The organism is Cupriavidus pampae (genome assembly GCF_914271485.1).
GTDB classification, from domain to species: domain Bacteria; phylum Pseudomonadota; class Gammaproteobacteria; order Burkholderiales; family Burkholderiaceae; genus Cupriavidus; species Cupriavidus pampae.
Window position 1 is genome coordinate 362,277 of record NZ_CAJZAG010000004.1, and the last position, 13,656, is coordinate 375,932.

Genomic DNA, 13,656 nt, shown 5'->3' on the forward strand with positions numbered 1-13,656 from the left:
TGATATGGCGCGAGAGACGTAAACGCGGTCGCATCTGATGACGCCGATTGTGTCGGCGTCGATCAGTGCGACGTCAGGTTGCGAGCGTGTGCAGGCGTGGCGCCGTCAGTTGCGGACGCGCACGGCGCGCTGCGGCGCGATCGCCGGTTTCATCCACGATGAACGTCGCCAGCACGTCCTTGAGCATGCGCGCCTGCTCGTCGAGCGAGCGCGCGGCGGCGGCCGCTTCCTCGACCAGCGCGGCGTTCTGCTGCGTCACACCGTCCATCTGCGTGACGGCGGTGGCTACCTGACCGATGCCGCGGCTCTGCTCCGCCGACGCCGTGGAAATCTCGCGCATGATCTGCGTGACGTTGTGCACCGCCTGCGTGACGTCGGTCATCGCGACGCCCGCCTGCTGCACGTAGCCGGAGCCCGCATGCACGCGATCCACCGAACGGTCGATCAGTTCCTTGATCTCCTTGGCCGCGGTGGACGAACGTTGCGCGAGGCTGCGCACTTCACCGGCCACCACCGCGAAGCCGCGGCCCTGTTCGCCGGCACGCGCCGCTTCCACCGCCGCGTTGAGCGCGAGGATATTGGTCTGGAACGCAATGCCCTCGATGATCGCGATGATGTCGGCGATCTTGGCCGAGCTCTGCGAAATCTCGTCCATGGTCGCGATCACGCGGCTCACCACCTCGCTGCCCTGCGTGGCCTTGTCGGAGGCGTCGCTGGCCAGTGACGCCGCATGCGAGGCGTTGTCGGCATTGAGCTTCACGGTACCGCTGATCTGCTCCATGCTCGCGGCGGTTTCCTCGAGCGATGCGGCCTGCTGTTCGGTGCGCGCGGACAGATCCATATTGCCGCTGGCAATCTCGCCGGCGGCGCCGGTGATGGTATCGGCCGACTGGCGGATATGTCGCACGGTGCCCGACAGTTCGTGCTGCATGCTGGCCAGCGCACGCTGCAGCGTGCCGATCTCGTTGTCGCCAAAGTCGCCATTGATCGCGCGCGCGGTCTCGCGCAGATCACCGGCGGCCATGCGGGCCATGTCGTCGGCCATCGCGCCAATCGGCTGCACCACCAGCCGCGTCATCGCCGCGCGCAGCGCCAGGCTGATTACCAGCGCTGCCAGCGCGCAGAAGGCCAGCACGATATTGACGATGCGCGTGTCATGCTCGGCCGCCGTGTGGCGCGCCTGCGCGCGCGAGGCCGTATAGCGCTGCAGCGGCTGCGACAGCTCGTCCACCTGCTTGTAGAGCGGGCTGCTGAACTCGAGCTGGATGCGTGTATAGCTCTCGAAATCCTTGGCGTCGAGGGCATTGAACTCGGGCATGATGCCCTTGTCCATCATCGCCTTGTGCTTGGCGTCGGCATCGTCGAGCAGAGCCTTGCCTTCGCCGGTGGCGGGCACGGCGACAAAGGCATCCCATTGCTTCTGCGACTCCGCGCAGTATTCGCGCGCGGCGGCCAGCTGCTTGGCGGCCGGACCATCCTGACCGTCGCCGGTCAGCGTCTGGTAACGGTTCTTGGCCGAGCGGCAGCGCAACAGCATCTCGGAGCTCCGGCCAAGCGCCGTCATGGCGATCATGTCCTGCTCGTACATCGCGTTGAGCGCGTTGCCCGAGCGCTGCAGCGCGATGAATGCGCATGCGCCCACGATGAGCACGAGCGCCAGAAACACGGCTGTCACGATTGACAGTCCGGTGCGAATCGAAAGGTTCTTCAGCATTACGGTTTCCCGCCAGTCAAACATGAAGATGTTTACGGCAGCTAGTGGAAAACCCTTAGTTATTTTTTGCATCGAAACCGAATGCATGTACTGTGCTGCGGTGAGCTTTCACACTGCTTTCAACGCGTGAAAGAAAAAGGGCGCCACTCGCGCGGCGCCCTCGTTCCCCTCTCTCTCACTTTGCTACCTCTACTGCATCGAGCCGGCTCGAGCCGGTCTTTCCCTCCGTCGACTTGTCTTCCCGTATTACTCTCTTCCCGTATTACCTGGCGAGCTCCGACAGCCGCACCGGCTTGATCTTGCCGTTCTGCACCCAGCCCACCACGGTGTCGGCAACGGTGCCGCCCTTGGCATCGAGCCCTTCCACTTCGTTGGGGTTGGCGTCCTTCGGCAGTGCCTTGAATGCGTCGGCCATCTTCGCGCGGATAGCGGTGGCGTCGCTGGTGCTGTTCGCGAGCTTCATCGCGCCGACCAGTGCATACACGGCGGTGTAGTTCAGCGACATCTCGGTGGTGGCGTCGCGGCCGTCGTGGGCCTTGCGATAGCGCGTGTTGTACGCCTGCGTGACCGGGCGCGCATCGTTGACCAGAGGCATGACGCCGATCGATCCTTCGAGCATCGCCAGCCCGTTGGTCACCTTGGCCATCTCGTCCATCTTGGCCTGATCCATGATGATGAAGCCGCCCTTGAAGCCGAGTTCGCGCGCCTGCTTCACCACCAGCGCGGTCGGCTCCGACGGGCCGCCGATAAACATCACGTCGGGCTTGTCGGCAATCGCGCGCGATACGCCGGTGTAGAAGTCGGTGGCCTTGGTGTATGACATCGGGTTGTTGCCGACGACCTTGCCGCCCGCGCCTTCCCACGCGGGCACAAATGCCTGCACCCAGGCTTTGGCGTAATCATGATCGGCCGGCACCAGCGCCACGTTCTTGCCGTAGCGCTTCATCTGCGCCTTGATAAACGGATCGATATAGCCGGTGTATGCGGGCGGGATGCGGATCGTGAGCTTGTTGCCGGCATCGGTGATGCGCGGCACGCTCGAGTACGCCATCACGAGGAACTTCTCCTGCTCGTTGAACGCCTGCAGCGCGAAGATGCCGCCTGAGTGCGGCACGAACACCGCCGGCACCTTGTGTTGTTGCACCAGACGCCGCGCATTGATCGCGGCCTCGGCCGGCGCGTACTTGTCGTCGAGCGCCACCACCTCGAACTTCACCTTCCTGCCGCCGATCTCGGGGCCGGACGCATTGATCTCGTCCACCGCCATCTGCACGCCGGACAGCACGTTCTTGCCATACAGCGCGGCACCGCCCGAGAGCGGACCGGTATAGCCGAGCTTGACGACTTCCTGCGCGAGCGCCGGCATGGCGACCAGCAGTGCCGCCACGGCGGCGCCAACGGTTTTCATGATCATAGTTGTCTCCTTGTCGTTATGGTGTGCGTTGTTTGACTCAACCGCCGCTTCAACCGCCGCTTCAACCCCCGATATACGCCTTGCGAATCCCCTCGTCCTTCAGCAGCGTGTCGCGATCGCCCTCCATCACGATGCGTCCGCTTTCGATGACGTACGCGCGGTGCGCGATGCCCAGCGCCGCGTACGCGTTCTGTTCGGCGAGCAGCACAGTGGTGCCCGCGCGATTGATGCGCTGGATCACCTCGAACATCTGCTTCACCACCAGCGGCGCGAGCCCCAGCGACGGTTCGTCGAGCAGCAGCGCGCGCGGCCGACTCATCAGCGCGCGGCCCAGCGCGACCATCTGCTGCTGGCCGCCCGACAGGGAGCCGGCCGCATCGTCGCGCTTCTGATGCAGGATCGGGAACAGTTCGTAGACTTCGTCGAGCGACCGCCTGATGCCGGCACCATCGCGCCGGTGCACGTAAGCGCCGAGCGTCAGGTTCTTCTGCACCGTCATCGCGGGAAACAGCTTGCGGCCTTCGGGGCAGTGCACGAGCCCCGCCTGCACGATCTGCGAGGGCTTCATGCCTGACAACTCGCGGCCGTCGAAGCGCATGCTGCCGCCACTGGTGCGATGGATGCCGCTCATGGCCAGAAAAATCGAACTCTTGCCCGCGCCATTGGCGCCAAGCAGTACCACCAGTTCGCCCGCGCCCGCCTGAAGCGAGACGTTTTCCAACGCGCGGAAGCTGCCGTATGACAGCGAGACCCGTTCAAGCTGCAGCATGTTCGGCTCCCAACGTATCGGTACCCACAGGATCGGCACCCAAATACGCTTCGATGACCTGCGGATCGCGCTGGATCTGCGCGGGCGTACCCTCGGCGATCTTCTGCCCGTAGTTGAGCACCATAATCCGGTCGGCGATGCGCATGATCATGTCCATCTTGTGTTCGATCAGGCAGACCGTCTTGCCATGGCGCACCATCTTGCGGATCAGTTCGGCCAGCCCGACGGTCTCCTCGGGATTCACGCCGCCGGCGGGCTCATCGAGCAGCAGCAGTTCCGGATCGGTGGCCCAGGCCAGTGCGAAGGCCACGCGCTTGCGCGCCTCCTGTGTGATATCGCCGGCGAGTTCGTGGGACAGATGCGAGAGCCCGACGAAATCGAGCGCGGCTTCAGCTTTGTCGCGGCAACGCCGCTCTTCGTCGCGCAGCCGTCGCGTGCGCAACAGCACGTCGGCCAGGCCGGACTGCGTGCGCAGGCGGTGGCCAACGATGAGGTTGTCGAGCACGGTGGCACGATCGAACAACGAGGTAGCCTGGAACGTGCGCGCCACGCCGAGTTGCGCGATGCGGTCCGCGCGCAGGCCCGCGACGTCGGTACCCTTGAACCGGATCTGGCCCGAGGTGGGCGCGTGCGTGCCCGCGATCAGGTTGAAGAACGTGGTCTTGCCCGCGCCGTTGGGACCGATGATCGCGTTGATATGGCCGGCTTCGAATGTCACCGAGACATCGCCAACCGCGGTCAGCCCGCCGAAGGTCTTGGTCAGGTTGCGCACCTCAAGCATGATCGACTCCGTGATGGGCGGTGACAGGGGCGGTGACAGGGGCAGTGGCGATGGTGGGCTGTGCGCTGGCACTGGATTGCGCTTCGCGTGCCTCGCGCGTGGACTGGCGGCGCAACGCGGCCGCGCGGCGGGCGCTGCGCGCGAGGTACGCGCCGACGATGCCCTCGGGGAAGAAGATGATCAGCAGCACCAGCACCGGACCGAACACCAGCATGCGGTAGTCCTGCAGGAACTGCAGCGTCTGCGTGACCCATGGCACCAGCACCGAGCCCAGCAGCGGTCCGAGCAGCGTGCCGGTGCCACCCACCAGCATCGCCATCACCATATCGAAGGTCAGGTCGGTGCGCGCGATATCCGGGCCAAGAAAGCGCACCTGCCCCGCGTAGAGCGCTCCGGCAAAGCCCGCGTAGCCGACCGACAGCACGAACGACAGCATCTTGGTGCGCATCAGGTTGATGCCGAGCGCCTCGGCCAGCATGTCGCTGTTGCGCACGGCCATAAAGCTGCGGCCGAGCAGCGACGTGACGATGCGATGCATGACGAACGTGCCCACCACGAGGAAGGCCAGCACGAGGTAGTACTGCGCGGTGACGCTGTCGAACGCGAGCGGGCCGATTGGGGCGGGCACCGGAATGCCGATCAGGCCGACCGCGCCGTGCGTGACCGCCTCCCACTTCTCGATCACGAGGTAGATGATGTAGCCGATGCACATCGTGAAGATGGCGAAGTAATGCCCCTTGAGCCGCAGCGATACCGCGCCCACCACGACACCGACCGCCATGCAGAGGCAGCCCGACAGCGCGAACGCCAGCCAGAACGGCACGCCGTGATCGACCGTAAGGACCCCTAGCGTGTACGCGCCAATGGCCATGAAGCCGCCATGCGCGAGGTTGAGCTGGCCCGTATATCCGGTCAGCAGATTCAGCCCCAGCGTGGCGATCGCATAGATAAACGCGAGCGTCGTGACGGTCAGGTAATAGCTGTTGGGCACGCACAGCGGAAACGCGATGGCGATGGCCAGCAGCAGGGCCCAGCCGGCCTTGCCTTGCAGTGATGTCATGGTGGGACTCCTCAGGCCATGCGGCCCGCGAACAATCCTTGCGGTCGCACCGAGAGAATCAGTACGAGCAGCAGGAACGCGATGATGTCCTTGTAGTCGGTGGACACGTAGAAGCCACCGAAGCTCTCGGCCATGCCGATGATCAGGCCGCCGACGATGGCGCCGGGAATGCTGCCCATGCCGCCGAGGATGATGATCACGAACGCCTTGGTGATCACGAGGTTGCCCATGCTCGGATAGACGAGGTTGATCGGCGCATACAGCGTGGCCGCCACCGCCGCGAGCGCACCCGAGATCGCGAACACCAGCAGCGTGACGCGGGTGGCATCGATGCCGACCAGCGCGGCGCCCTCGCGGTTCTGCGCCATGGCGATGATGGTGGAGCCGGTGACCGTGCGCGTGAGGAACAGGTGCAGCAGCACCATCAGGCCGAAGGCCGCGACGATGATCAGCAACCGCTGCATCGGCGCGGTCAGGCCAAAAGGCTCGACTAACAGCACAACCATCTGGCCATAGGGCGTGGGCATGCGGTGGAAGTCCGCGCCCCACAGCGCCTGCGCGCCGGCTTCGAGGAACAGCAGAATGCCGATGGCGGCAATCATGTCGTGCACCTCGGGCGCATTGCGCAGCGGATGGAACACCAGGCGATCGGCCAGCATCGACAGGCATGCCACCGCGCCCGCCGCCGCGAGCATCGCCAGCCAGTAGTTGACGCCGTACGAGGTCATCAGCACGTACGACACGTAGGCGCCGGCCATGTAGAACGCGCCGTGCGCGAAATTCGGAACGTGCAGAATGCCGTAGACCAGCGTCAGGCCCAGGGCGACCAGGCTATACACGCCGCCCAGTGTCAGGCCGCTGAGGAACTGTTGAAAAAACATTGCCACGGTCGTCTCCTTCGCTGCGTCATCGTGCGGCCTTGCGGCGCCGATGCGCGTGCTCTCCTGGTTGACCGCAGGAGTGAAGCAAGCCCGCGGTCCCGTGACGCCGTGTTCTGGCACGGTCGTTCGTTTTTTTGTTCAGCGGACTTTTGCATAGCCGTTCGTCCAGCGTCAAGCGATATGCAGTCCTATTCCGCATCTCGGAATAGTCGTTTGACGAGCCTGCGCCAACGCGCGGTTTCGCCTCGGTGAAATCCCTGATTTGCGGCATCGACAGGGTGGCGGACAGTGCATCGCGTGCCCATCGGTGCGCGACATGTATGGCGTCGATGACGTCCATTCACGTGCGACATAGCGGTAACGACATTGCGCTGCGAGATACCGGCCGAACTATCATGAAGCGATCCACTTCGATTCCGCAGCCCGTAGACGCGGCAGTCGTCTCCGGCGAGACCGTGTGTCCCGCCGACGATGGCGATCGCAACTTCGTCGGCGCGCTGGCACGCGGGCTCGAACTGCTGCGCGCGTTCGGCCCCACCGACGATTACCTCGGCAATGCGGAACTGTCGCGACGCACGGGCATTCCGCGGCCCACGGTATCGCGCCTGACCTATACGCTGGCGAGCCTCGGTTACCTCGTCTACGTGGAGGCGCACGAGAAGTACCGCGTGGGGCAGGGCGCGCTGCTGCCCGCGCATCGCTATCTGTCCGGCGCTGGCATTCGCGATATCGCGCAGCCGCTGATGCAATCGTTGGCATTGGCCACCGGCTGCACGGTGGCTTTGGCCGCGCCCGATCGACACGACATGCTTTACCTCGAATCGTGTCAGCCGCGCGGCGGCCTCGTGATGCGGCTGACGCCCGGCTCGCGCCTGCCGATGGCGACTTCGGCGATCGGTCGCGCGTGGCTGGCGGGCCTTGACCCCGCGCGGCGCGCGGCCGTGCTGGTCGAACTCGAACGGCACTACGGAGCGCGCTGGCCAGCGCTGCGCACGAAGCTCGATCGTGCCTTGCGCGAGTACGCGCGGCGTGGCTTCTGCCTCGCGCATGCCGAGTGGGATCGCTCCGTCAGCGGCGTGGCCGCGCCCGTTCGTCTCGAGGGCGGCACCGAAGTGCTCTCGATCAATATCGGCGGCGCGTCGACGCGGCTGTCACCGGAAATTCTTGAAAGCAATCTCGGGCCACGTATTCGCGACCTCGCGCAGACGCTGCAGCAACGGCTGTGGCATCACGCGGCCTGAGACATTTCGTTCATCTTCATTCATCACGACAGGAGGCAATGCAATGCAGCTTCGTGGCAAGACCGTCATCATTACCGGCGGCGGCGCGGGCATCGGACGCGCGCTGGTGTTCGCCGTGGTGCGCGCGGGCGCGCGCGCCGTGGCGATCGCCGATATCGACGTGGAGGGCGCGGCCGAGGTAGGCGCGATATTGAAGGCGCAGCAGCCACAATGCGATGTGCTCGCGCGACGTGTCGACGTCGCCGATCCGGCCGCGGTGAAGGCGCTCGTCGATGAGGCCACCGCGCGCTTCGGCCGTGTCGATGTGTTTATCTCGAACGCCGGCATCATGGTGCGCAAGGGGCTCGATGCCACCGACACCGATTGGCTGCGCGCGTGGGGCGTCAACGTGCAGGCGCACGTGAATGCCGCGCAGGCCGTCATGCCGCAGATGCTCGAACGTGGCGAAGGCTACTTCGTCAACACGGTCTCGGCCGCGGGGCTGTTGTCGCAGATCGGCTCCGCGCCGTATGCGGTGACCAAGCATGCGGCGATCGGCTTTGCCGAGTGGCTGTCCATCACGTATGGCGACCGCGGGATTCGGGTCAGCTGCATCTGTCCGCAGGGCGTGCAGACGCGCATGCTGCTTGGCGAGGATGGCGAGCGCAAGGGGTTTCTGCAAGAGGGCTCGGTCACGCCGGAGTTCGTCGCCAGAAAGACCATCGAGGGCATGGCCGATGAGCGCTTCCTGATTCTGCCGCACCCTGAGGTGCTGGAGTACTACCGCCGCAAGGGGCAAGACTACGACCGCTGGCTGCGCGGCATGCGCCGGTTGCAGGACCAGGTGGCGAAGGAGTTCGGCATCGGCATCTGAGTGAACCGCACGGATGCAGGCGCCCCCGCATCATCCCAAGTCCCCCGACTACTACGATTCACGGGTTTTGCACGATAACGGTTGCACGATAACAAGACTGGAGACTGTCTCATGCGTATTGCTTCGTTCCCCGCCCGACGCGCGTTCGCGCTTGCCGCGCTCGCGACCATCACCGCTGTGGCTGCGCTGAGCACGACCACAGCGCACGCGCAGGGATACCCCAACAAGCCGATTCGCGTCGTAGTGGGATTCCCCGCCGGCGGCGCGCCGGACATCCTCGCGCGCCTCTTCTCGGAAAAGATCTCGCCGTCGTGGGGCCAGACCGTGGTGGTGGACAACAAGCCCGGCGCAGGCGGCAATATCGGCGCGGAGGCAGTGGCGCACGCGCCGGCCGATGGCTACACGCTCGCGCTCGGGACGGTCGGCACCCATTCGATCAACGGCGCGCTGTACACGAAGATGCCGTACGACATGGTCAAGGACTTCGTGCCGGTGATTCTGCTGGCGTCCACGCCCAATGTGCTGGTGGTGCATCCGTCGGTGCCGGCGAAGAACGTGCAGGAGCTGATTGCACTGGCCAAGAGCAAGCCGGGACAACTGACGTTCGGCACGCCGGGGGTTGGTACGTCGCTGCATGTATCGGGCGAACTGTTCAACACGATGGCCGGTACCAAGATCACGCACGTGCCATACAAGGGTCGCGCGATGGCGATTCCCGATCTGCTCGGCGGTCATATCACGATGATGTTCGACAACCTGCCGTCGGCACTGCCGGTGGTCAAGGAAGGCAAGCTGCGCGCGCTCGGCGTGACCAGCGCCAAGCGCTCGGCGTCCGCGCCTGATATTCCGACCATCGCGGAACAGGGCCTGCCCGGCTACGAGGCCGAATCCTGGTTCGCGGTCTTCGCGCCGGCCAACACGCCCAAGGATGTGGTCGAGAAGCTCAACGTGGAACTGAACCGCATCTTCGAGTTGCCCGATGTGCGGCAGAAGCTCGCGACGCTGGGGCTGGACCCGGTGCTGGGCTCGCCCGAGAAACTCGCGGCGTACCAGAAGAGCGAGATCGCCAAGTGGGCGAAGGTGGTCAAGGAGTCCGGCGCCAAGGCTGAATAAAGTGTCCGCACCCCTCTCCCTTGGGGAGAGGGGTGAGGGCAGCGCGGCCTCAGTCGACGGACGCCAGAAAGGCCTCGGCAATCGCCGCATGCGGTCCCTTCGGCGACCACAGCAAGCCGATGCGACGCGTCGGGTTAGGCGTCGGCGCCGCAGGCAGCGCGATGCGCGCAACATCCAGTCCTTCGGGCCATGGCCTGGCCCAGTCCGGCACCAGCGACACGCCAAGTCCGACCCCGACCATGGCCGCAATCGCATTCAACGCATCGATCTCGAGCCGCTCGTGCGGCACGATATTGTGCGACTGGAGATAGCGATCGGCGACCATGCCGCCCCACATTGCGCGGTCATAGCGGATAAACGGTTCGGTGCGCAGCAGATCGTGCGGCGGGCGGTGCGCGAGCTCGCCGGGGGCCAGCACGATAAATGGCTCCTCGACCAGCACCTTCCACGCAAACGCCTTCGGCATCGCGAACTGCGGCATCACGATCAGGCCGGCATCGAGGTCGCCCGACACCACCGCGCGATACAGATGCGATGACGTCCCCGGCTCGACAAAGATCTTCAGGCGCGGATGCCGTGCGTAGAGACGTTTGAGGATAGGTGGCAGCAGCCCCGTCAACGCCGAGCTGGATACGCCGAGGCGTAGCTCGCCAGCGATCGAGTCGTCATGCGCGATCGCGCCGAGGTCACGCACATCGCGCACGACCGCGCGCGATCGCGCGAGGATGCGCAGGCCGCCTTGCGTGGGCATGACGGTGCGGCCCGAGCGCTGCACCAGCGGAATGTCGAGCGCGTCCTCGAGCGCCTTGACGCGCGCGGCAATCGCGTTGGGAGTCAGTCCGAGCCGACGCGCGGCTTCGGCAAACGACCCGTATTCGACCACCGCCACAAAGCTCTGCAGGAAACGGATGTCCATGGGGGAAAGGGTGAGAGGCATGCAAAACCCGTCCGGCGAAGCACGCAGACACAAAACGCAAAATTATTGCGGTCTGAACCCGCCGGACAGCACTGTTTTGCGATTCTGCCTTCTTCTAAGATCCGCCTCAAGACAGCGGGCCGCCATCGTCGGCGCACCGCTGCGGGACATTCGATCACCACAGGAGACAAAATGGATCACCACACCTCGCGGGCCGACCCGCGCGCACGGCGGCATGTCGCTTTGGCGTGCCGTGCCTTCGCTCACCTCGCACTGGCGGCAGCGGTGCTGACCGCACCGGCCTTCGCCTCCGACACCTATCCCACCAAGCCCATTCGCATCGTGGTCGGCTTTGCGCCCGGTGGCGGCGCCGATATCGTCGCGCGTCAGCTCGGCACGCAATTGTCGAAGCAGCTCGGCCAGTCGGTGGTGGTCGAGAACCGCCCCGGTGCCACCGGCACGCTCGCCGCGACCAATGTCGCGCAGGCCGCCGGCGATGGCTACTCGATGATGCTGGCTTCGCAATCGACCATGGTCATTGCGCCGAGCATGTACGGCAAGCTCCAGTACGACCCGATCCGCGACTTCCTGCCCGTGACGCAACTGGTCTCGATGCCGCTCGTGATGGTGGTCACCCCGTCGGTGCCGGCCACCACGCTCAAAGAGGTGATGGACCTCGCGCGCGCCGGCAAGCTGGCCAACTTCGCGTCGTCGGGCGCCGGTGGACCGCAGCATATCGCCGGCGAGCTGTTCAACAAGATGGCCGGCATCAAGCTCACGCACGTGCCGTACAAGGGCGAGTCGGCTGCGCTGACCGACGTGATGGCCGGCAACGTGCAGGTGGCGTTTGCCAACGTGCCCGTGGCCGCTCCGTTCATCAAGTCCGGCAAGCTGCGCGCGATCGCGGTGTCGAGCCTGGCGCGCGCGCAGACGCTGCCGCAGGTGCCCACCGTTTCCGAAGCCGGCCTCAAGGACTTCGAGGTGCTGACGTGGTACGGCCTGTTCCTGCCGGCCAGCGCGCCGAAGCCGCTCGCGCGCCGGATCAGCGATGAGGTGAGCACCGCCCTGAACACGCCCGACGTGCGTGGCAAGTTTCAGGAGCAGGGGCTCACGATCATCGGCACCAATCCCGATCAGTTCGGCCAGTTCATGACCGCGGAGGTCCCGAAGTGGTCCGCGATCGTGAAGTCGGCCAATATTCAGCCCGAGTGAGATCACGCATGCAAAGCATCGAAGAGATTGGCAACGTAGGTGGCAAAGTAGGTGGCAAGGTGGTGGCGGGTCCATGCATTCGCCTGCATCCGTCGGACAACGTGTACGTGGCGCGCATCAACGTTGCGATTGGCGATACGGTGCCCGGGGAGCCCTGGAGTATCCGCGGCCAGGTGCCGGCCGGGCACAAGATCGCGGCACGCGCGATTCGCGCGGGCGAGCCCATCGTCAAGTACAACACGTGCATCGGCTTCGCGGCCACCGATATCGCGCCCGGCAGCTACGTGCATTCGCACAACATCAGCTTTCAGGAATACGAGCGCGACTACGCGTATGCACGCGACTACGTGCCCGTGGAGCCGGTGCCGGCCGCACAGCAGGCGACGTTCGAGGGCATCGTGCGCGCCGATGGGCGGGTGGGCACGCGCAACTATCTGGCGATCCTGTCGACGGTGAATTGCTCGGCCACGGTGGTGAAGAAGATCGCCGAGTGGTTCACGCCCGAGCGGCTGGCCGAGTATCCCAACATCGATGGCGTGGTCGCATTCAGCCATTCGCTCGGCTGCGGCATGGAGATGACCGGCGAGCCGATGGACCTGCTGCGGCGGACCATGGCCGGCTACGCACGGCACGCCAATGTGGGCGGCGCGCTCGTGGTCGGTCTCGGCTGCGAGCGCAATCAGCTGAAGGGGCTGCTCGATACGCAGGCGCTGACGGCAGGGCCGCTGCTGCGCACGTTCGTGATGCAGGAGACCGGCGGCACGCGTCAGACCATCGCTGCTGGCATTGCCGCGGTGCGCGAGATGTTGCCCGAGGTCAATCGCGTCTCGCGCAGCACGGTGTCCGCAAGTCATCTGACGGTGGGCCTCCAATGCGGTGGCTCCGATGGCTTCTCGTCGATCACGGCCAATCCCGCGCTTGGCGCGGCCGTCGATCTGCTGGCGCGCCATGGTGGCACGGCCATCCTGTCGGAGACGCCCGAGATCTACGGCGTGGAACATACGCTGACGCGCCGCGCGCGCAGCCGCGCGGTGGGCGAGAAGCTGATCGAGCGTGTGCGTTGGTGGAAGGACGAGTACTCGGTGGGACGCGACGTGCAGATCAACGGCGCGGTCAGTCCCGGCAACCAGATGGGTGGCCTCGCCAATATCTTCGAGAAATCGCTGGGCTCGTCGATGAAGGGCGGCACCGGCCCGTTGATGGCGGTATATCGCTACGCCGAACCGGTGACCGAGCATGGGCTGGTGTTCATGGACACGCCGGGCTACGACCCGGTCTCCGCGACGGGCCAGATCGCCGGGGGCGCCAACCTGATCGCGTTCACCACCGGGCGCGGCTCGATGTTCGGCGCCAAACCGGTGCCGAGCGTGAAGCTCGCGACCAATTCGCCGATGTACCGTCGCCTGGAAGAGGACATGGACATCAACTGTGGCACGATCCTCGATGGCGAGAAGACCATCGAACAGGTGGGCGAAGAGATTTTCCACCTCATGCTGCGCACGGCGTCAGGCGCACCCAGCAAGAGCGAGCTGCTGGGTCTGGGTGACCACGAGTTCGTGCCCTGGCACATCGGGATCATGAGCTAAGTCGGCGAAGGTGTTTTTTGTATCGCAGTGTGTCAATTCCGGAGTTTTGGTAATTGCCACTGCGAGGTCCTGTATCTCTGTCGCGCGGCCGCAACGGCTGGCGCCTCGTAGCGCTT

At 65.2% G+C, this 13,656-nt stretch carries 12 protein-coding genes; 5 read left to right on the forward strand and 7 right to left on the reverse strand.

Annotated features, from left to right (window positions below; genetic code table 11):
• Positions 1-73: 73 nt before the first annotated feature.
• The 6 genes from LDO41_RS34210 to LDO41_RS12465 all read right to left on the reverse strand — a co-directional run bounded on the left by LDO41_RS34210 (position 74) and on the right by LDO41_RS12465 (position 6,625).
• Positions 74-1,714 carry a methyl-accepting chemotaxis protein gene (locus LDO41_RS34210; RefSeq protein WP_290370884.1) on the reverse strand — a complete coding sequence of 547 codons (1,641 nt, stop codon included), beginning with the start codon at positions 1,712-1,714 and terminating at the stop codon, positions 74-76.
• Positions 1,715-1,976: 262 nt separating this feature from the next.
• Positions 1,977-3,122, reverse strand: coding sequence for an ABC transporter substrate-binding protein (locus LDO41_RS12445; RefSeq protein ID WP_377741595.1), 1,146 nt, complete (start codon positions 3,120-3,122; stop codon positions 1,977-1,979).
• Between the two features lie 67 nt (positions 3,123-3,189).
• Positions 3,190-3,897, reverse strand: coding sequence for an ABC transporter ATP-binding protein (locus LDO41_RS12450; RefSeq protein WP_223988444.1), 708 nt, complete (start codon positions 3,895-3,897; stop codon positions 3,190-3,192).
• A complete protein-coding gene (locus LDO41_RS12455) occupies positions 3,884-4,678 on the reverse strand; it encodes an ABC transporter ATP-binding protein (protein ID WP_223988446.1) in 795 nt (264 codons plus the stop codon). Before LDO41_RS12455 ends, LDO41_RS12450 begins: the two co-directional genes overlap by 14 nt.
• Complete coding sequence (locus tag LDO41_RS12460; protein WP_223988453.1) at positions 4,671-5,738, reverse strand: branched-chain amino acid ABC transporter permease; 1,068 nt, start codon at positions 5,736-5,738, stop codon at positions 4,671-4,673. The genes LDO41_RS12455 and LDO41_RS12460 overlap by 8 nt, the downstream gene beginning before the upstream one ends.
• 11 nt (positions 5,739-5,749) lie before the next feature.
• Positions 5,750-6,625 carry a branched-chain amino acid ABC transporter permease gene (locus LDO41_RS12465; RefSeq protein WP_223988455.1) on the reverse strand — a complete coding sequence of 292 codons (876 nt, stop codon included), beginning with the start codon at positions 6,623-6,625 and terminating at the stop codon, positions 5,750-5,752.
• 389 nt (positions 6,626-7,014) lie between these two features.
• On the opposite strand from LDO41_RS12465, the gene LDO41_RS12470 reads away from it, so the two are divergent.
• The 3 genes from LDO41_RS12470 to LDO41_RS12480 all read left to right on the forward strand — a co-directional run bounded on the left by LDO41_RS12470 (position 7,015) and on the right by LDO41_RS12480 (position 9,826).
• Positions 7,015-7,860 carry an IclR family transcriptional regulator gene (locus LDO41_RS12470; protein WP_223988457.1) on the forward strand — a complete coding sequence of 282 codons (846 nt, stop codon included), beginning with the start codon at positions 7,015-7,017 and terminating at the stop codon, positions 7,858-7,860.
• Positions 7,861-7,903: 43 nt separating this feature from the next.
• Entirely contained in the window at positions 7,904-8,713 is an 810-nt protein-coding gene (locus LDO41_RS12475) for an SDR family oxidoreductase (RefSeq protein WP_223988459.1), read from the forward strand.
• 111 nt (positions 8,714-8,824) lie between these two features.
• On the forward strand, positions 8,825-9,826 hold the full coding sequence (locus tag LDO41_RS12480) for a Bug family tripartite tricarboxylate transporter substrate binding protein (protein ID WP_223988461.1): 1,002 nt from the start codon (positions 8,825-8,827) through the stop codon (positions 9,824-9,826).
• Between the two features lie 49 nt (positions 9,827-9,875).
• On the opposite strand, the gene LDO41_RS12485 is transcribed toward LDO41_RS12480, so the two are convergent.
• Positions 9,876-10,763, reverse strand: coding sequence for a LysR family transcriptional regulator (locus LDO41_RS12485; RefSeq protein WP_223988463.1), 888 nt, complete (start codon positions 10,761-10,763; stop codon positions 9,876-9,878).
• A gap of 171 nt (positions 10,764-10,934) precedes the next feature.
• On the opposite strand from LDO41_RS12485, the gene LDO41_RS12490 reads away from it, so the two are divergent.
• The gene (locus LDO41_RS12490) at positions 10,935-11,954 is read left to right on the forward strand and encodes a Bug family tripartite tricarboxylate transporter substrate binding protein (RefSeq protein ID WP_223988465.1); all 1,020 of its coding nucleotides are present in this window, start codon (positions 10,935-10,937) and stop codon (positions 11,952-11,954) included.
• Between the two features lie 8 nt (positions 11,955-11,962).
• Positions 11,963-13,540 carry a UxaA family hydrolase gene (locus tag LDO41_RS12495; protein WP_223988467.1) on the forward strand — a complete coding sequence of 526 codons (1,578 nt, stop codon included), beginning with the start codon at positions 11,963-11,965 and terminating at the stop codon, positions 13,538-13,540.
• Positions 13,541-13,656: the final 116 nt, after the last annotated feature.